The organism is Sphingobacterium shayense, assembly GCF_013179575.1.
Classification (GTDB): domain Bacteria; phylum Bacteroidota; class Bacteroidia; order Sphingobacteriales; family Sphingobacteriaceae; genus Sphingobacterium; species Sphingobacterium shayense.
The window spans coordinates 12,030-30,755 of sequence record NZ_JABMCQ010000019.1 but is presented as its reverse complement, the minus strand read 5'-3'; the positions used below and the strand labels follow the sequence as shown (position 1 = coordinate 30,755).

At 39.9% G+C, this 18,726-nt stretch carries 14 protein-coding genes and 2 tRNA genes; 14 read left to right on the top strand and 2 right to left on the bottom strand.

Annotated features, from left to right (window positions below):
* Positions 1 to 152: 152 nt before the first annotated feature.
* Positions 153 to 226, bottom strand: a tRNA-Arg gene (locus tag HP439_RS04240).
* A gap of 393 nt (positions 227 to 619) precedes the next feature.
* Here HP439_RS04240 and HP439_RS04235 point away from each other — a divergent pair.
* Positions 620 to 707 (top strand) — tRNA-Ser (locus tag HP439_RS04235).
* Positions 708 to 926: 219 nt separating this feature from the next.
* Here HP439_RS04235 and HP439_RS04230 read toward each other — a convergent pair.
* Positions 927 to 1,460, bottom strand: coding sequence for an AAA family ATPase (locus tag HP439_RS04230; RefSeq protein WP_172389103.1), 534 nt, complete (start codon positions 1,458 to 1,460; stop codon positions 927 to 929).
* Positions 1,461 to 1,575: 115 nt separating this feature from the next.
* Here HP439_RS04230 and HP439_RS04225 point away from each other — a divergent pair, with 115 nt between their 5' ends.
* The 13 genes from HP439_RS04225 to HP439_RS04165 all read left to right on the top strand — a co-directional run bounded on the left by HP439_RS04225 (position 1,576) and on the right by HP439_RS04165 (position 18,712).
* On the top strand, positions 1,576 to 2,106 hold the full coding sequence (locus tag HP439_RS04225; protein ID WP_172389102.1) for a YfiT family bacillithiol transferase: 531 nt from the start codon (positions 1,576 to 1,578) through the stop codon (positions 2,104 to 2,106).
* Positions 2,107 to 2,189: 83 nt separating this feature from the next.
* Positions 2,190 to 2,882: a helix-turn-helix transcriptional regulator gene (locus HP439_RS04220; protein WP_172389101.1), complete on the top strand. Its 693-nt coding sequence runs from the start codon at positions 2,190 to 2,192 to the stop codon at positions 2,880 to 2,882.
* Positions 2,883 to 2,958: 76 nt separating this feature from the next.
* Complete coding sequence (locus HP439_RS04215; RefSeq protein WP_172389100.1) at positions 2,959 to 3,816, top strand: NmrA family NAD(P)-binding protein; 858 nt, start codon at positions 2,959 to 2,961, stop codon at positions 3,814 to 3,816.
* Positions 3,817 to 4,204: 388 nt separating this feature from the next.
* Positions 4,205 to 6,247 carry a TonB-dependent receptor plug domain-containing protein gene (locus HP439_RS04210; RefSeq protein WP_172389099.1) on the top strand — a complete coding sequence of 681 codons (2,043 nt, stop codon included), beginning with the start codon at positions 4,205 to 4,207 and terminating at the stop codon, positions 6,245 to 6,247.
* A gap of 9 nt (positions 6,248 to 6,256) precedes the next feature.
* On the top strand, positions 6,257 to 7,321 hold the full coding sequence (locus HP439_RS04205; RefSeq protein WP_172389098.1) for an HmuY family protein: 1,065 nt from the start codon (positions 6,257 to 6,259) through the stop codon (positions 7,319 to 7,321).
* Between the two features lie 2 nt (positions 7,322 to 7,323).
* The gene (locus HP439_RS04200) at positions 7,324 to 8,193 is read left to right on the top strand and encodes a heme/hemin ABC transporter substrate-binding protein (protein ID WP_216657761.1); all 870 of its coding nucleotides are present in this window, start codon (positions 7,324 to 7,326) and stop codon (positions 8,191 to 8,193) included.
* Positions 8,193 to 9,245: a FecCD family ABC transporter permease gene (locus tag HP439_RS04195; RefSeq protein ID WP_172389097.1), complete on the top strand. Its 1,053-nt coding sequence runs from the start codon at positions 8,193 to 8,195 to the stop codon at positions 9,243 to 9,245. Before HP439_RS04200 ends, HP439_RS04195 begins: the two co-directional genes overlap by 1 nt.
* Positions 9,242 to 10,018, top strand: coding sequence for a heme ABC transporter ATP-binding protein (locus HP439_RS04190; RefSeq protein WP_172389096.1), 777 nt, complete (start codon positions 9,242 to 9,244; stop codon positions 10,016 to 10,018). The genes HP439_RS04195 and HP439_RS04190 overlap by 4 nt, the downstream gene beginning before the upstream one ends.
* A gap of 14 nt (positions 10,019 to 10,032) precedes the next feature.
* A complete protein-coding gene (locus HP439_RS04185) occupies positions 10,033 to 11,061 on the top strand; it encodes a hemin-degrading factor (protein ID WP_172389095.1) in 1,029 nt (342 codons plus the stop codon).
* Positions 11,058 to 11,888, top strand: a complete 831-nt coding sequence (locus tag HP439_RS04180; protein ID WP_172389094.1) for a ChaN family lipoprotein — start codon at positions 11,058 to 11,060, stop codon at positions 11,886 to 11,888. Before HP439_RS04185 ends, HP439_RS04180 begins: the two co-directional genes overlap by 4 nt.
* A 128-nt stretch (positions 11,889 to 12,016) precedes the next feature.
* A complete protein-coding gene (locus HP439_RS04175) occupies positions 12,017 to 12,208 on the top strand; it encodes a hypothetical protein (protein ID WP_172389093.1) in 192 nt (63 codons plus the stop codon).
* 117 nt (positions 12,209 to 12,325) lie between these two features.
* Entirely contained in the window at positions 12,326 to 15,187 is a 2,862-nt protein-coding gene (locus HP439_RS04170) for a triple tyrosine motif-containing protein (protein ID WP_172389092.1), read from the top strand.
* Between the two features lie 423 nt (positions 15,188 to 15,610).
* On the top strand, positions 15,611 to 18,712 hold the full coding sequence (locus tag HP439_RS04165) for a SusC/RagA family TonB-linked outer membrane protein (RefSeq protein ID WP_172389091.1): 3,102 nt from the start codon (positions 15,611 to 15,613) through the stop codon (positions 18,710 to 18,712).
* Positions 18,713 to 18,726 lie beyond the last annotated feature (14 nt).

Below are 18,726 nucleotides of genomic sequence, written 5' to 3'. Positions count from 1 at the left end.
ATTTCCGTCGTCCCTACACAATCTGGGTAGAATCCATTAAAATATCAATTCCGGTCTAGTTAGTTTTAAGCATACTCAAAAATTCGCTTTATAATTTAGATTGGTTTTTCAAACTAAAAAGCCCTCTCACGTCATCGTAAGAGGGCTTTTAGTACGCCAAAAGGGATTCGAACCCCTGACCGACGGTTTAGAAAACCGTTGCTCTATCCAACTGAGCTATTGGCGCATCATTTCAGTGCTACAAAAGTAGGTATTTACCACAACTATGCAAAATAAAAAACTGTTTTTTTCCAGCTATGAGAATAACTGTTTGCAGTACAACCACATATTTTTATGATGTCGCGATTCTAGATTTAAATATCCTCCAATTTCGCACGTCGGTTAAACAAAATGTAGATTCTTTAGATAAATTACTCCATCGATATAATTCCCCGAACGGTATAAAAAATCCATAGTTCTTTCTGCGCTACCCCGTTCTTCTCTTAAAGAATAAAAAAATAGCATCCTTATATTCTTGAATCGCTCTAGTATTCAACACCATAAAATCAGAACTGTATTTCGTCTCAGAGAAAAGTAAAATAAAATTTTGAAGAAATGAGAAAATTCGTACTTTTGTCGCGGAGAGTTGGCAGAGTGGTCGAATGCGGCAGTCTTGAAAACTGTTGACTGTAACAGGTCCGGGGGTTCGAATCCCTCACTCTCCGCCATATTTTAATAAACCCGACAGTAGTCGGGTTTTTATATTTTTCGCCATAGAGTTACATCAAATCCTCCTCTATGTGAACAAGATGAAACTTGTTGATTACTGAACCCTTCTTTTTTATCGATGAAAAACACAATGGTTTATCTAAAGTCACCTCACTTCTTAATCCAATGTATTAAACAAGATCTCCATTAAGCGCCGTTCGCTAAGTCACTTGCCGGTTCTAACGTATTAAACCTTCTTTCTCCACTCTATTTTCAATTTCCTTTACTACTCGTTCTATCGTCATCTCCGAAGTATCTAGCCAAAGTCCAATTCTTGGTGTTTCTCTCAAAAAACCATCGTGTAAGCTTTCAACACTGAAGCCAGTATATCCTTTTTTTTGTCTATTGTATTCTCGCTGTTCTATAGTTTGTAAAGTTGGGTTCAAAACCACAATGTAGGTCGGATACGGGTTCAAAAGGTCTGAAAAGTCTGAGAGTTTATCCCCAAGGAAGTTATCTTGAACCACAACCGTAAATCCATTATTATAATAATCAATCGCTGCACTAGCGGTAAGACAGTGCCTCATATCGAGCTGACGAAGAGCTTCTTTGCTAGGACTATCGCTCATATCCTCTCTTCCCCGTACAATCATCTTTCGAAAAACGTCACCCCGAAGATGCACACTTTTCTCTAGGCGCAATGCAAAGGCTTCCGCAATTGTAGATTTACCAGCTGCCATTACACCAGTTATTATATATATTGCTTTTTTCATAATAATTATATCTAAGAACTGTCTAAACCGAAAGATAAAAATAATGCGGTGCTACCTACTTTAGCTTTTTTGTATTTTAGCAACTAGCTTTCACAATTGTTTTAACCAAATAAGCATGGACAAAGAAATAGAAAAATCAAAATACCCTGTAGGAAAATTTAAAAAACCACGAAAAATTGACAGAACTCAAATAAGAGTGTGGATCAAGGTCATCGAAGAATTTCCTAACAAAGTTCATAATGAAATAAACGACTTAACCGATAAAGAACTCAACAAACGATATCGGCCAGGCGGTTGGACGATATCACAAATCGTAAATCATTGTGCTGATAGTCACATGAACAGTCTAATTAGATTTAAACTTGCCTTGACGGAAGAAACGCCGGTAATCAAACCATACGTTGAAAACTTATGGGCTGAATTACCCGACTCTAAAAACTATCCCATAGACAGTTCATTGAAGATCTTAGCAGGTTTACACGAACGTTGGGTAAAACTAATCGAGAACTTAACCGAAATGGAATTAGACAAAGAATTTTTACACCCAGAAAATAATGAAAAAGTTTCATTAAGAGTAAATATCGGAATTTATGCTTGGCATTGCGAGCATCATTTAGCCCACATAATTAATGCTAAGAGAAAGTAAATCTCAACACGCCTATACAACGATGACATCCAACTCTCGCTGACGGATTACGGTCTTAAATTCAAATAATAATAAGAAGTACAATGAGCCATGACACCACGAGAATTTCGCGATTGACCGCAATTATAATTCAATTACAGACACAACGACTTTCAACTGCTCCACGCCTCGCCAATAAGTTCAATGTAAGCGTACGAACAATCTACCGAGATATCAGGGCATTGGAACAGGCCGGGATTCCCATTATAACCGAAGACGGCAAAGGTTACACGCTAATGGAACATTATCGGCTTCCACCTGTTACATTTACCGAAGCTGAAGCCAACGCTTTGATTACGGCGGAACAGTTAATTTTAAAAAACAAAGATTTATCCCTTGTCAACGCCTACTCAGAGGCAATTACCAAAATAAAATCTATATTAAAACCGGACATACAGGACAATGCTAATTTACTTGCTAAAAGAGTACAAATTAAGCAGCACAAAAGCAGTGCGAGAACAAGCAGTAATTTGTCTATTTTAGAATTTGCGTTGACAAACTTTCGTTTGACAACAATAATTTATACCAACGAGGCCAATAAAACTACAAACAGAGCCATTGAACCATTTGCTATATTAGGAACACAAGACAATAATTGGCTTTTATTAGCTTGGTGTCGTCGATCCGATGGCTTTAGATTTTTCCGCCTCGACCGAATTAAAAACTTAGACATTCTCAGTGAAAAGTTTGAACCGCACAAATTGACCTTACAAGAGTACTTTAAACAATATTATTGACCTTTTCAATACCCCTGACATACTGGTGTCATGACCTCACCTTAACTTTGCTATCTCATTAACTAAGACATACTGTATGAATATAATTGTAGGAGCAACGGGACAGATAGGTTCACACCTTATCAATGAATTAAAAGCAAACGGCTTCCCTGTAAGGGCAATAGTAAGAAATCCCGAAAAACTTTCTGATAAAACAATTGAAGCCCGAAAAGTAGACTTGCTTAATGTTAAAGAAGTCGAAAGGGCATTTAAAGGGGGCACAACTGCTTTCGTTTTGACACCCGAAAACCCGACATCGACAGATATAATTAAAGATACCAAGCGAATAGTCGAAAATTACAAAAGGGCCATTCAAGCAACAGGAATAAAAAGGGTTGTTGCTTTATCTTGTATTGGTTCACAAATTAACAATAATACCGGGAATATTTTAATGTCGAGGATTTTAGAGCAGTCGTTAGACAATTTGAACCTCGAAAAAATATATATAAGACCATCCTATTTTTTTAGTAATTGGTTAAATTATTTGAATACTGTTGAACAACACGGTGTTTTGCCGACTTTTTTTCCAGAAGATTTGAAAATTGAAATGAACTCGCCTGTTGACTTAGCCAATTTTATTGCGAAAATAATGACCAGCCCCTCATCGGAAAAGAAAAGAATTTATGAACTAACTGGACAACAAAAGTATAGTTCGGTTGACGTTGCAAACGCTCTATCCAGATTGTTCAATAAAGATGTGATCGTTCAATCTATACCACAAGACAAATGGAAAGAAAGCCTCATGTCTGCCGGCTTTACAGAGAACACGGCAAGCAATCTTTCGGATATGACACGGGCTGTGATCGCCAATAAGGTTATTCCCGAGTACCCAAATGACACAATAAAACTTCCTACAACATTGGAAAGATATATTTACGAACAACGAAAAATTTAAATAACAGATCATAGCTCGAAAAACAGGAATATGTGCGCCTTCCCAATGCTAAAAATATACACTTGTATTTATCAAAGTATAAAAATCCAAGCTGTCTAAACACCGAGTCGTAATTCCACATCATTGACGGAGAGTGGACAAAAAGATAACAGAAAATAAAACTGTCTTTAAAAGGTCCACTCCTATTCTATCTTCCTAAAAAAGTCACGGAACCCTAACGCTAGTTATAAAAGACGATTGGAAGAGCGACCATTTTTCACATAAATAAACTCAATCAGCTTATTAACCGTGGACATAATTCCTTTTTTAAAAACTTATGCCCTTTATTATTTGGAATTAATCTAATTAAACTTTAGGTTTGTCACACTATTTAAAACAATTCTAAATAATGTATTCGATATATGCTCTATTTTTGATCTCTATGGTTCCCTTTTTTGCCAACGCGCAGAACAATGATACTGTTAACCGACAAATTGACATCGAAGAAGTCGTTATAACCGGTCAATTTAAACCGACATCGCTAAGAAACTCCATCTATAAAATACGATCGATCGATAAAAAAACAATCTTGCGACGAGGGACAGCCGACATGTCGACTTTGTTGAACACCCAACTCGGAATTCGTTTCAATAATGATCTAACCCTTGGCGAATCCGATATCCAGATTATGGGCGTTAGCGGACAAAATGTAAAAATACTACTAGATGGGGTTCCTTTAATCGATCGCGGGAGCACTAAACAAAGCCTTTCACAAATAGATGTAAATATCATCGAGCGCATAGAAATAGTGGAAGGCCCAATATCTGTGATGTATGGAACAGATGCATTAGCGGGGGTAGTTAACATCATTACCAACCAGGCCAGCCTAAATAAAAATAAATGGGGATTAACTGCTCGAATTTTGGAAGAGACAGTAAGCTCTGAGTATAATCTTATAAGAAAGGAAGGTAGGCATAACGCACACGTTGGTGTGAACTATAAATTCAATAAATGGAAATTCGACTGGTCAGGCTCCAAGAATGACTTTGGAGGATACCAGGGAAAAAATACTGGTCGCACGCTTGAGTGGCAACCTAAAGATCAATGGCATACAACCGGGCGCGTTGGATACAACGGCGAAGATTTTCAAACAAACTACACGATCAGTTATGCTAACGAGAATATTTACACTCCTGGAGCTATCGAAGCTAATTATAAGTATATCGACAAGAACTACATTACAGACCGTTTAACGCAAACGCTGCAATCTCAGTTGAAGATTAGCGATCAATTCCATCTTAGTACCTCCTTGGCATACCAGCACTACCAGAGAAGAACCAAGACACAATTATTCGATTTACAGACGCAAGGCCATCAGCTAACCACCAATCAAGGAGAGCAAGATTTATCGAGATTCAATCAAGTATTTGTCCGTGTAAATGGCATATATCGTTTTAACAAAAGTCTAAGTGTCTTAACCGGCGTAGAGCTCGATCAAGACAAAGGGTCCGGTGCGCGAATAGACGTCGGGGCTCGCGTTTATAATATGGCAGGATTCTTAGCTACCGAATACCAACCTTTCGTTTGGTTAATGATTCGCCCGGGCGTTCGTTTCATTTATAATTCTACCTACGACGCGCCCCCCGCTATACCTTCCATCAATGCCAAATTTGTTTTAGGCCAGCAGTGGGACCTTCGAATGGGGTATGCGCGTGGATTCCGTGCTCCCGCTCTGCGAGAGCTCTATTTTACATTTCACGATAGCAACCATGCTATTGAAGGGAACAAAGATCTAAAAGCAGAATACAACAACAATTACAATACTTCGCTTAGCTATAACACGAAATGGTCGGAAAATTCTTTCTTCAGGAGTAGCATAGGAGCTTTCTTCAATCAATTCAATAATCTTATTACCACTGGCCTTCTTACCGAAGACTCGAACGTCAGTACCTACATTAATGTTGGCAAATTCAAAACAACAGGTGGTACCTGGGAAAATAGTTTTCATTATTACAATTGGAACCTTGATTTAGGTTTCAGCTACACCGGCCGATACAACGATATGTATATCGAAAATAAAAGCCTCGGCAAGTTTTTCTGGACGCCGGAAATAAACGCAATGGTTTCCCGAGATTTTCCGCAATGGGGCGCTAATATAAACGTCTTTTATAAGCTATATGGAGAACGTCCTAGTTACAGGGTTTCTGGATCCGGCGATCGAATGGAAATTAATCAAGCGCATCAACAAGCATACAACCAGCTAGACATATCAATTGGAAAAGAACTGTTTGGTTCCCTTGTCCTACAAGCTGGCGTACGAAACTTAACCAATACAATGAATGTTTGGAACACCGCTTCAGAAGGTACAGGAGCACACGAAGTAAACAACTCGTCTATCCCGATCAGCTATGGCAGATCCGCATTTTTAGGAATACTTTATCAAATTAAATAATATCCATCCATGAAAAATTTATCAAAAATAAAACAGCTTACTTTTTTAGCGATGATCCTTCTTAGTGCCTGTAGCCGCGAGGAGAGCCCCACGCCAGTTATCCCCCCTTCACAGGGTAACAACATGACCTTAGAGGGTGGTGAAGGCGAAAGCGACGCTGCGAATGCAGTTTATATTGATCTTAGCGCCGACATTCAAAGTTCTGTAAAACGTGATTCCTGGACGCTAGGATTCTATTCGGGAGATGATTTTCGCGTTATATTAAATAATCAAAATGCTGTCGCCGCGATGGCAACATCCTCAACCGATCTTGCCGCCGTGAATAGTTCAAATGTCGACATTAGCAAACTCAGTTACGGATACACGCCAGACAAACTAGCAAACTATGATGACTCATTAGCTCGTTTAGATAAAACCGTATTTGGACAAATTAGTGCAGATGAGGATAAGAATAAGGTATACATTCTAAATACAGCTCATGGTACAGAAGTTGATTTGGCAAACATATGGAAAGTAAAGATCAATAGGTCCACAGACGGCACCTACGAGTTACAATATGCGCTTCTTAGCAATAACGAAATACAAACGTTACAAGTGACTAAAGAAGGCGACTATAACTTTAATTTTATTTCTTTTGCTAATGGAAAAGTGAAAGTAGAACCCAAAAAAACGGAATGGGACCTAGTGTGGAACAAGAGTATGTATTATACAACAATGGGAACCGGGGCTATTCCATATTACTATAGCGATCTGGTCTTCATCAACCATCTAGCAGGTGTTTCTGCAGCTGAAGTGATTTTCCAAAACAAAGAAGGCGCTTCGAACGGTCAACCCAGTTATGAGGAATTTGATGAATCAAATGTTAGCAGTGTAAATTTCTCTGCATCTCGTAATACGATCGGCTCACATTGGCGGGTAACGACAAATGGCGTCGGGGTATTAAAAGACAGGTTTTACGTAATCAAAGACCAAGCAGGTAATGTATACAAATTGAAATTCTTAGTAATGGGAGTTGAAGATAGTGGAAAACGCGGGTATCCGGAAATTGAATATCAATTAGTTAAAAATAAATAGTTATGGCATCTATCAATAAAATTTTTTGGGGTCTATGCACTGCTTGTCTCCTTATTTCCTGCCAAAATAAAGCAGATCAAAATAAAGTGGAATATGATGGCAATGATTCCTTACGAATCGTTTCGTTAAACGGAACTGTCTCCGAAATCGTAAGTGCACTGGGATTACAGGAGCAGATTGTTGGTACAGACGTGGCATCAAACTATCCCTCAGAACTTGAAAAAAAACCTAAAGTTGGACACAGTAAAAAAATACCAGTAGAAGGCGTGCTTGCTTTAAGACCTAACTTAATCGTTGGAACAAAACAAGATGTCAATCAGGAAACCGTAGAACAATTTAAGCAGGCCGGCGTACGCCTGATACTTTTCGATCAAGAATATACTGTCGACGGCGCCAAAAATCTTATTCGTAATATTGCTGACACGCTTCACCAGACGGTAAAAGGAGATTCGATCCTTAAAGAATTCAACAAACAGATGTTGGCAGTTCAAGCGTTCGATAAAACAACGAAGAAACCAAGAGTGCTGTTCATTTATGCCCGGGGCGCGGGAACAATGATGGTCGGTGGTAAAGGTACACAAGTAGATAAGGTCATCGAACTCGCAGGAGCGGAAAATGCCGCTAAGGATTTTGATGAATATAAACCACTAACTCCTGAGGCCCTAGTTGCATACAATCCTGATGTTCTCTTATTTTTCTCTTCTGGTCTTAGCAGCCTAGGCGAGGAACAGGGGCTTTTGCAAGTACAAGGGGTGACGGAAACGAATGCCGGAAAGAACAGACGTATCATTGCAATGGACGGACAGCTCCTTTCGGGATTTAGCCCTAGGTTACCACAAGCAATTGAAGAACTACACTCGAAAATTAATTAATGATATTAAAGAACAAAGGACTAATTGTTTCAGTATTATTGGTTTTCCTTTTGATTTCCTGCATATTGTCCATATGTGTAGGCGCCATTGAAATTCCGATAAAAAACCTACTAAGCATACTCGTAACGCAGCTGTTCGACATAGACTTAGGTGAGCTTCCAGAGCAACAGAAAGCGGTTTTAACTGCTATTAGAGCCCCGCGGGTTATTCTAGGAGCACTGATTGGCGCAACCCTAAGTATGGCTGGCTGTGCGGTACAGGGGATGTTCCGAAATCCTTTGGCAGAACCTGGATTAATAGGTGTGTCAGCGGGAGCATCCTTGTTTGCCGTAATGTTTATTGTACTTGGCGGTACAATATTTCATTCCTTAACATTGCTTTTTGGATATTATGCACTGTCGATAGCCTCTTTCACAGGAGCATTTTTGACTACTTGGCTTCTGTATCGCTTTGCTGTAAAAAACGGAAAGGTCGATATCTCTTCATTATTACTTCTAGGAATAGCAATTAATGCATTAGCGATAGCTTTTACAGGACTGCTTACATACGTAGCAACAGATGAACAGTTACGAAATATAACATTTTGGTCTTTAGGTAGTTTAGGCGGCGCTAACTGGAAAACGGTGCTCGTACTCGTACCTTTTTCGCTGACTACCACCCTGGGGCTCCTCCCTCTCGGAAAAGCACTTAATGCCCTCGCCCTTGGAGAGTCCCAAGCGGAACATTTGGGAATTAATATTCGCCGGGTAAACAAGATTGTTATCATTCTAGCGGCGCTAGGAGTGGGTGCCTCGGTAGCCATGGCTGGAGTGATAGGCTTTCTGGCGTTACTCGTTCCTCATCTTCTTCGAATCACAGTTTCCGCCGATCACAAATTCTTACTTCCTGCGTCAGGTCTGCTCGGAGCTGGACTTTTGGTACTCGCTGATTTAGTAGCACGTATTATTGTAATACCAGCCGAACTACCGCTTGGGGTATTAACTGCATTTATGGGGGTACCAATGTTTATCGTTATCATTCTCAATCACAAAGGCGAAAGGAAAATAATATGATACACGCACAGGATATAAACTATAGCATTGCTAGGCGGTCACTTATTAAGGATGTCAGTTTTACTGCTGAGCGTTCCCAGATACTCGCCATCATCGGCCCCAACGGAGCGGGGAAGTCCACATTATTGAAACTAATAAGCAAACAGTTGGTTCCCGATTCCGGACATATCACCATACACAATCGGCGTATCAATGCATTAACTCATCGCGAGTTGTCTACTTTTCGAGCCGTTTTACCGCAATCCAACCACCTCAATGTAAATTTGACAGTCTTTGAAATTGCATTGATGGGACGCTATCCTCATTTTAAATCCAACCCCGCACCAGTGGATATTGAGATTACAAATGAGGCCCTTCGCGAAATGGGGATGCTAAATTACAAGGATCGATTTATTCATCAGCTTTCCGGCGGTGAGCAACAACGCGTCCAACTCGCGCGGACACTCGCTCAAATATATCAAAACCCAAAGGGCATCTTACTCATGGATGAACCGATTACCGGATTAGATCTGCAATATCAACAGATCATTTTAGAAAAGGCTCAGTCACTAACGCGACAAGGGATGACTATCATAAGTATTCTTCACGACATCAATCTGGCGGCGCAATATGCGGATCGTATCCTCGTTTTAAAAAATGGGCAAGTAATGGGAATTGGAGCTCCGAAGCAGATCCTCAATGAGGAGCTTATCTTCAATACCTACCACACAAAAGTTCGAAAAATAACAGATCAAAAGATCGGATACCCCATCATTGTACCAATTTCTCATTAGAAAAACATATAAAAATGGAAATAATAAACAACCTGTCTCTTAGAGAGAAATACCAAAATTTTAAAACAGAAAATCCCAAAGTTAGAATTCGTGATGCGGCCAAATCGCTTGGCGTTTCCGAAGCTGAACTTGTAGCTACTGGAGAAAACACGAAAATGCTAGCCCCCGAATTTCGGGAGATTTTAAAAAAATTACCTTCGCTAGGACCAATCATGTCCCTTACTAGAAACGATTACGCTGTACACGAACGAAAAGGCAAATTCACAAAACCCGGGTTTCACGGACAGGTAGGCCTTGTTGTCAACCCAGATATTGATCTCCGTTTGTTTTTGAAAGACTGGGGGTTTGCCTTCGCAGTCGATGAAAACCAACGTAAAAGCATTCAGTTTTTTGATAAATATGGCGTAGCAGCACTGAAAGTGTATTTAACGGAAAACAGCGATCACGTTGCCTACCAAACAATTCTGGATGAATTCACTACTGAAAAACAAGATTTCCCTGCCGTAGAGCAAGGACCACGTCCAAAACAAGCGGAGATCTCTGACAACGAAGTAGATATAAAGGCATTCCAACAGGAATGGCGCGATCTGAAGGACACACATGACTTCTCGGGTCTTCTTAAAAAATATAATTTAACACGCCTACAATCTTTACGTCTAGCACCACAGGGCTACGCAGAAAAAATTTCCAACCTGCTCACTCAGGAAGTTTTAAACGCTGCATCTTCTACAGGTATCGACTTTATGGTGTTTGTTGGAAACCCTAGCCTGATCCAGATTCACACTGGTAAAGCTGAAAAAATATTACGCACGGGTCCTTGGATAAATATATTGGACGAAACATTTAACCTTCATCTAAACGATTCTCAGATAGACTCTCTTTGGGTCGTAAAAAAACCTACAGAGCTTGGTCTGGTACATAGCGTTGAAGCATTTGACAAAGACGGAATTCTAATCGTACAGTTTTTCGGAAAAAGAAAACCAAATATACCGGAACGGGAAGATTGGAGAGCATTAGTTTCAAATTTAAAACTAAACCGATGAAACAGTTAGTACTCGGGTTGTTAATGATCACCGGCTTAGCGCGGGTGATCGCCCAGCAACCCTACCAAATTCTAAACCGCAGTGGGCAGCAAATCTCTTGGGACTCTATCAGTGTCGCTTGTGAACAGCATTCCTATGTTTTTTTTGGTGAGCTGCACGACCAACCGCAAGCCCACATTGCTGAATTAGAACTACTTAAAATATTAAAACTGAAATACTCTGGACGTATTATCCTCGCCATGGAGATGTTCGAAGCCGATGTACAGCCTATCATTGATGAATATTTTTCAGGTCAGATTAATCAAAATAGCTTTCAGACGGAGGCTCGTGTTTGGAAAAACTACTTTGCCGATTACAAGCCATTGGTGGAATTCGCACGAGAGAACGAAATTCCATTAATAGCTAGCAATGTACCCCGTCGATACGCCAGTAGCGTATACCATAATGGTCTCGAGGTACTCTCTGAACTATCAAGCTACGCAAAGCAATTCCTTCCCCCGTTACCGATGAATATAGACACCAGCATTTCTATTTATCGAGAGATGAAAAGTATGGGTGAAGGACACAAAAGTACCAACTTAGTGTATTCTCAAGCTTTAAAGGACGCGACTATGGCTCATTTTTTAACTAAACACAAAACCAATGACAACATCATCATACATTTAAACGGGTCTTATCACAGTAAGAATTGGCAAGGAATCCCTAGTTTTCTCCCCGAAGAGGCTCGGGAGCGGGTTTTGACAATAAACACTGTATTAACCTCTCAGGATTTCGACATCCAGCAAGCAGACTACACGCTAATTATAGACGATTCGAAGCAAAAGTAATATAGGATACCCCAGACACCATCTAAAATTACCTCACAGGCGTTGCACGAATCTATTATTGAAATTTAAAAAACATCAATTATAAAATAATGCGGTCTTAACTATCGATACTTTCATACCTTTGCATTATGAAAACAAATTCATTTAGTAAAAAAAGCAAGCCTAAAGCCCCGTTTTTAAAACACGTTCGTTCGCACGCAGTGACGATCGCTCAACTTATGTCGTTAGAATACGGTATCCGTCACATCAAGGAAGCCTTGATCGACTATCCTCACATTATTGATGAGGAAATAGAACTCTTGAAGAAATCCGCTAAATAAGCAACCCTACGGACGATAGTTTCTTCTCGCGAGGCGATCCCCTTAGCGCACTCTAACCAAACGAACCCTCATCTATACAATAATCAGAGGAACCTTTTGTATATTTGGTTCTCCAATATGTTATATTTAGTCCGTTCGCTCATAATCTACAGTCTGATCTTGGCCAGCGCGGCCATTACCCGGGGACAAAATATTCCTCGAGTCGGCACTCCTTTTGTACAGCAATATAGCAAATCTAACTACCAGGCTGGCAATCAAAACTGGAGCATGGCCGTTGATAACAAAGGAATAATATATGCTGCAAACACCGAAGGATTGCTTGCCTTTGATGGTCAACATTGGAAACTTTATCCAATGCAAAACAATGCAACACTTCGGAGCGTCAACATCGATGATACGGGAAGAATCCTTGTCGGAGGTTCAGGTGAATTTGGGTTCTGGACTCCTGGCAGCTACGGGAAAATGATTTACACCAGTTTAACTCCGTTGGTTCGAGATCAACAAAATCTAAAAAATGACGAAATTTGGCGCATCGTAATCGACGGTGATAAAGTGTATTTTCATACGTTCTCCAAAAGTTACCTTTATCAAGACAATAAAATAACAACAATAACTGCTGACGGAGAGCCCTTTCTATTTAGTTTCAAGATCAAAGACAAATTATATTTTGAGCAGATTCCCTCAGGATTACACCAACTCATAAATGGAAAGCTAATACGGGTAAGAGATGCCGATAAGCTACACGGTATGAATATTTTGTGTATGATTCCGTTCTTAAATGACGACATTCTTATCGGCACCAGTAAAGATGGTCTGTTTAAATTGAGACCCGATGGTACAATCGCTACATGGGAAACACAAGCCGACGATTTCTTAAAAAGATACCAGCTGAACAACGGAGTAAAACTATATGGAGATCAATACGCTTTTGGAACCATACAAAATGGGGTAATTATACTTAATCAAAAAGGAGATATCGTCCAACATATAAATAAAAACAACGGGTTACAAAATAACACGGTATTAAGTTTGTCCGTCGACAAACAAAACAACCTTTGGGCAGGATTGGACAATGGGATTGACCGGATTGATATAAATAGCCCACTTTATTACTATACAGACATTACTGGGAGTCTGGGTACTGTTTACACCTCACATATCCTTAACGACAAAATCTATCTAGGTACAAACCAGGGGTTGTACGTTAGTGATTGGCATGGCCCTAGCCAATATAACGCTCTAAATTTCACTTTTGTTCCGAACTCAGAAGGGCAGGTCTGGGCGTTGGAAAATGTGGGTGGAAAACTCATCTGTGGCCACAACAATGGGACGTATATGCTGGAAAACGGCAAGTTGATCTTACTATCGACAATTACAGGAGCATGGGCATTCCAACATATCAAAGGTAGTAGCTATTGGCTACAAGCAAACTACACCGGCGTTGGGCTCATGCGAACCACTCCATCTGTTGCACTCGTCAAACAGTATGGCGAACATAAAACTCCTATTCGTCACATCATTCAGAAAGACAACCAAGAGTTTTGGTTGGGTAACCATCAAAATGTATTCAACTTTAAACTAGACACTATCAGAAAAACTGAGACCGACTTTACAAGCATTACTGCCGGCCTTCCGGCGGGCACCAAGCTACACGGTATGTATAACCTCGAAGAAAACATAGTATTTGCTTCTGATTCAGGTTTTTATATATTTGACAACATCTTACGTTCATTTAAACGTTATGATGAACTAAACGACCAACTTGCTAGTTTCGCTAATGCCAATAAGATTATACCTATAAAAAATCACGCCTACTGGTTTATCAAAAAATCGCACATCGCCAAAATTCAAATTTCAGATAATGGAAAACTTAAAATAGATTCCTCATCTTGGAATACTTTGAAAGGTAAGCTTATGAATGATTACGAGCATATCCTAAACGTAAATAATGCACTGTCGCTAATCGCTCTTGATAACGGCTTTGCTCTTTACTTTGAACAAAGCACGACCAATAAATCCCTTCCTCCGCCCATTATTACTAATATTTGGAATACGACAACTGAAGTAACACCGGTTTATGAAGATTTTGATTTTCCTAACAAGCAAAACAACATACGCATAGCTTACTCCTCGCCTTGGTATTCGTCCACACCCGTTCGTTACCAGTATCAATTGGATGGAGCTAATCAGGGTTGGTCCGTATGGGAGGAAACTTCTGTCAAGGAATTCACCAATCTTTCCTACGGTACTTATACCTTTAACGTGCGAGCAATGGATGTAGACGGAACATTGTCGGAAGTGACTGCGATAACTTTCTATATACAAGCGCCCTGGTACCTCAGGTGGCCAATGGCGATCATCTATATTCTAATCGTCATCATGCTCGTGTATTTTGCAAATAAACATTACGAACGGAGACTTCACATACAGCAGCAAAAATTGAAAGCTAAATTATTAGCTGAACAAGAAGAACGTCTCGCAAATGAAGCAGCAGCAAATGAAAAAAAATTAATATCTCTTAAAAATATCCAACTTGAACAGGAGCTTATTAACAAAAACCGAGAACTGGCTAATTCTGCGCTAAATATCGTTTACAAGAACGAAATGTTAAACACACTACATCAGGAACTCACTAACCTAAATGATTCCTCCGGTAACAAACTCAGCTCAGACCAATTGCGTAAGGTTAACAAACTTATTGAAGAGGCACATAATGATGATCGTGATTGGGACATTTTTGAAAAGAGTTTTAATGAAGCACACGAGAATTTCTTCAAGAAATTAAAAGCTGAATATCCAGGTCTGGTACCAAACGATCTCAAACTTTGTGCTTACCTGCGCTTAAATATGTCAAGCAAAGAGATTGCATCTTTACTGAATATCAGTACTCGTGGTGTGGAAATTCGCCGTTATCGCCTGCGAAAAAAATTAGATCTTCCTACAAGTAAAAATCTCACAGAATTCCTTCTTGAATTTTAAATCGGTATAGTTTCCTTTTGGACTATATCAAATCTTTGAGTGTAAAAACGTCGCGCATTCTGTCTCCCTTTTCGAAAAAAATGGCATGTATTTATGTTAAAATACATGCATAGCACATAGGAACTGACAGTTTTCACATTGATTTACTACTACATTACTACTACAAAACGCAAAATATACACATGTGTAAATAATACACTATCTACAAAAAATATGGTAGAGAAAAATAACTTTAAAATACTATAAAACAACTAATTAAGTCGATACAATCTAATTTTCGAGCAAGCGATATATTTGTGTAGTAGTAATGTATACTCGATAAATTTCAGGTTAGAACCAATACATCACATCTTTGTTATAGTAGTTACTCACTTACTGTGAGACATACGAGAGATTCATTAACACTCAAAAACCAATATTATAATGAGGAAGTTACTAACGCTGACCTTTACTTACCTAATAGGCCTTACATGGCTATATGGTCAAAGTAAAAACGTATCGGGTACTGTCAAAGATAGCCAGAATATGATGGCCATCCCTGGGGTATCCGTTTCCATTAGTGGAAAAACAGCAGGAACACAAACGGATGGGGCAGGCCGTTTCAGCCTGGAGGCATCCCCTACTGATAGTTTAATATTTACATTTATTGGCTACAATTCACAATCTGTGTTGGTTGGTGATCAAACAGATATTGCAATCTTTCTAGAGAACCAGAACACCGCATTAGAAGAAGTAGTGGTGGTCGGTTACGGTGTTCAGAAGAAAGTAGACCTTACCGGAGCTATAGGTAGCGTCAAATCGGACGAGATAGTCAAGCAACCCGCCATGTCCGCGATGCAATCGATCCAAGGTAAAGTCGCTGGGGTGAACATCACTGCCTCGGAAGCACCGGGATCAACCCCTCAAGTGGTAATTCGCGGTCTTGGAACCGCTCTTGGGGGACGCGACCCTTTATATATTGTCGACGGGTTTCCGATGGACAACATTAACAGTATAAATCCAGCTGATATTGAGTCCATCGACGTCCTTAAGGATGCGTCATCCGCCTCTATATATGGTATCCGTGCTTCCAACGGGGTTATCATGGTAACAACAAAAAAAGGAAAAGCAGGCAGCGTAAAAATCGGTTACGAAAGCTATGTCGGCGTAAAGAATATGTTAAACCGCGTTAAAATGGCTGATGCCACACAATACGTCAATTATTACAATGAAAATATCGGTGGCATCGGTGAAGGAGATTCGCTAGCAGCCGACCAGCGATACAATACCGACTGGTTTGGCGAGATCCTTGAAACCGGTGTTGTTTACAACAACTCGGTGAATATCTCTGGCGGCTCGGAGATCGTTGATTACTTCGTAAGCGCCAATAATTTCACTGAAAACGGTATTATCGACGGATCTAAACATGTTCGAAACACTGTTCGGAATAACAATGTCTATAAATTTTTAGACAACAAGCTTAAATTCACACAGAACCTGAATCTAAGTTTCAATAAGTCAACCCCGAAACCATACAGTGCATTTAATGATGCCTATCGTCAAACGCCTCTTGCACCTGTGCTTTTTGATAATGGCCGTTACGGCACCTCAATTTACAATACCAATACCGGTGTCGCGGGCTATCAAACAGCCGAAGGAGAATCAACTGGTAATTTAAATTCGATCGGTAACCCTATGTATGCTATACAACGGCAAAATCAACTTCAGAACAGCACGCGCATACAGGGCGGGATAGAAGGAGAATACCAAATATTGGATTTCTTAAAGGTCAATTCTAGAATTGGTGCCACCAAAGTTTTCGGAAACGATAGGACATTTTCGGATGTAAAAGATGCTTGGTTACAAAGTAATCCACTTCGCACGGCGCAAGAATTTGAAAAGCTAAAAGCTGAAAACCCAACATCCCTTTCATACGTTAACAATTCGTTATCGTACGAAAAAAGAGAAGATTTTCGCTGGCTGTGGGAAACTTTCCTATCCTTCGATAAGAATTTCAATGGCCATCAAATTGGTGCGATCGCAGGTTTCTCCCGTGAGAAATTCGACATAAAAAACATGATTAATGGTCTCGGATATGACGTATTACCGCAAGAACAATACTGGAATATTAATGACGCATCACTAGACTACGATAAAGTGCTGTCTCAAACTTCCTATACACCCATTGCACTAGCGTCGTACTTTGCACGTGTTCAGTACAACTACAATAGTAAATACTACGCAACAGCAACATTCAGACGTGACGGATCGAGTGTCTTTAAAAGCACGGGAAAATATTTCGATAATTTTCCTTCAGTAGGATTAGGTTGGACAATTTCAAATGAAAATTTTATGAAAAACAGCACCGTGTTGAATTTCTTAAAACTTCGCGCCAACTGGGGAATTTTGGGTAACCAAGGTATACCGTTGAACGTATCACAAGTATTGACATCTGAAGGAAGTTCCAATTATAACTACGTTTTTGGTCCAGGGCAAACCCTAGGTCTTGGCGCTGCTTTCGGTAGCCCGGCTTTAAATGTCTTCTGGGAAAAAACCTATGAAACCGGTGTTGGGGTAGATTTTGAGATGTTAGACAGGAAGCTTTCTGGATCAATTGATTATTACAATAAACTGAATTCCAATGTTATTATGAAAGTTCAACCACTATTGAACTCGCCGTTTGCAAATGATTTCTATGACCACGGTGGTAAAGTAAGAAACAACGGTTTTGAAGTGATATTAAATTGGAAAAATTCGATTTCTGACGACCTAAACTACAATATAGGTGTAAACTATGCATACAACCACAACGAACTTACAGAAGTAAAAACTGCATACGATGGTTCTACCGGTGGAAGTCTAAGCAACGGCCAGATTACCAAACGTATTCAGTCAGGTCAACCTCTTTATGGTTGGTGGATGTGGGAAACTGAGGGTGTTTGGCAAAACACGGAGGAGATTTCCCAAAATGCTTCCTACGGCTCTCCCCGTCCTGGCCACTTACGTTACAAGGATCAAAATGATGATGGTGTTATAGATGACAGGGACAAAGCATTTTTAGGCTCTTTCATGCCGACTTCTACGTATGGTATTAATTTAGGAATCACCTACAAATCGGCAGATCTGTCAGTGGCAGGTTTTGGTGTAGCAGGCAATAAAATCTACAACGGGTTGAAAGGGACACGCATCGACGGAGGAGAGAATATCACCCAAGAAACATATAACAATCGGTGGACCGGAGAAGGATCCTCCAATACTGACCCAGGTGCTGATCGAGACTCGTATGCGTCTAGCTATTATCTAGAACCTGGCGATTATTTCCGCATCAATAACATTACCTTAGGCTACACCTTCAAGCGATTGTATAACGAGAGTTCGAATTTAAGGGTATATTTTACTGCACAAAACCCATTCATGTTTACAAAATATTCGGGGTTTTCACCAGAAATACCTAGTGATGGTAATCCGCAGTTAACCTCGGGTATCGAGCTGTCTGCTTACCCGACAACAAGAAACTTCTTGTTTGGTATTAATGTTCAGTTCTAACATTTTAACATTCG

Bases quoted from the DNA above. Each gene is read 5' to 3' on its own strand.
- HP439_RS04165 (WP_172389091.1), top strand. From the start codon at position 15,611: ATGAGGAAGTTACTAACGCTGACCTTTACTTACCTAATAGGCCTTACA.
- HP439_RS04185 (WP_172389095.1), top strand. From the start codon at position 10,033: ATGGAAATAATAAACAACCTGTCTCTTAGAGAGAAATACCAAAATTTT.
- HP439_RS04225 (WP_172389102.1), top strand. From the start codon at position 1,576: ATGGACAAAGAAATAGAAAAATCAAAATACCCTGTAGGAAAATTTAAA.
- HP439_RS04175 (WP_172389093.1), top strand. From the start codon at position 12,017: ATGAAAACAAATTCATTTAGTAAAAAAAGCAAGCCTAAAGCCCCGTTT.
- HP439_RS04195 (WP_172389097.1), top strand. From the start codon at position 8,193: ATGATATTAAAGAACAAAGGACTAATTGTTTCAGTATTATTGGTTTTC.
- HP439_RS04210 (WP_172389099.1), top strand. From the start codon at position 4,205: ATGTATTCGATATATGCTCTATTTTTGATCTCTATGGTTCCCTTTTTT.
- HP439_RS04190 (WP_172389096.1), top strand. From the start codon at position 9,242: ATGATACACGCACAGGATATAAACTATAGCATTGCTAGGCGGTCACTT.
- HP439_RS04220 (WP_172389101.1), top strand. From the start codon at position 2,190: ATGAGCCATGACACCACGAGAATTTCGCGATTGACCGCAATTATAATT.
- HP439_RS04230 (WP_172389103.1), bottom strand. From the start codon at position 1,460: ATGAAAAAAGCAATATATATAATAACTGGTGTAATGGCAGCTGGTAAA.
- HP439_RS04215 (WP_172389100.1), top strand. From the start codon at position 2,959: ATGAATATAATTGTAGGAGCAACGGGACAGATAGGTTCACACCTTATC.
- HP439_RS04200 (WP_216657761.1), top strand. From the start codon at position 7,324: ATGGCATCTATCAATAAAATTTTTTGGGGTCTATGCACTGCTTGTCTC.
- HP439_RS04180 (WP_172389094.1), top strand. From the start codon at position 11,058: ATGAAACAGTTAGTACTCGGGTTGTTAATGATCACCGGCTTAGCGCGG.
- HP439_RS04205 (WP_172389098.1), top strand. From the start codon at position 6,257: ATGAAAAATTTATCAAAAATAAAACAGCTTACTTTTTTAGCGATGATC.
- HP439_RS04170 (WP_172389092.1), top strand. From the start codon at position 12,326: ATGTTATATTTAGTCCGTTCGCTCATAATCTACAGTCTGATCTTGGCC.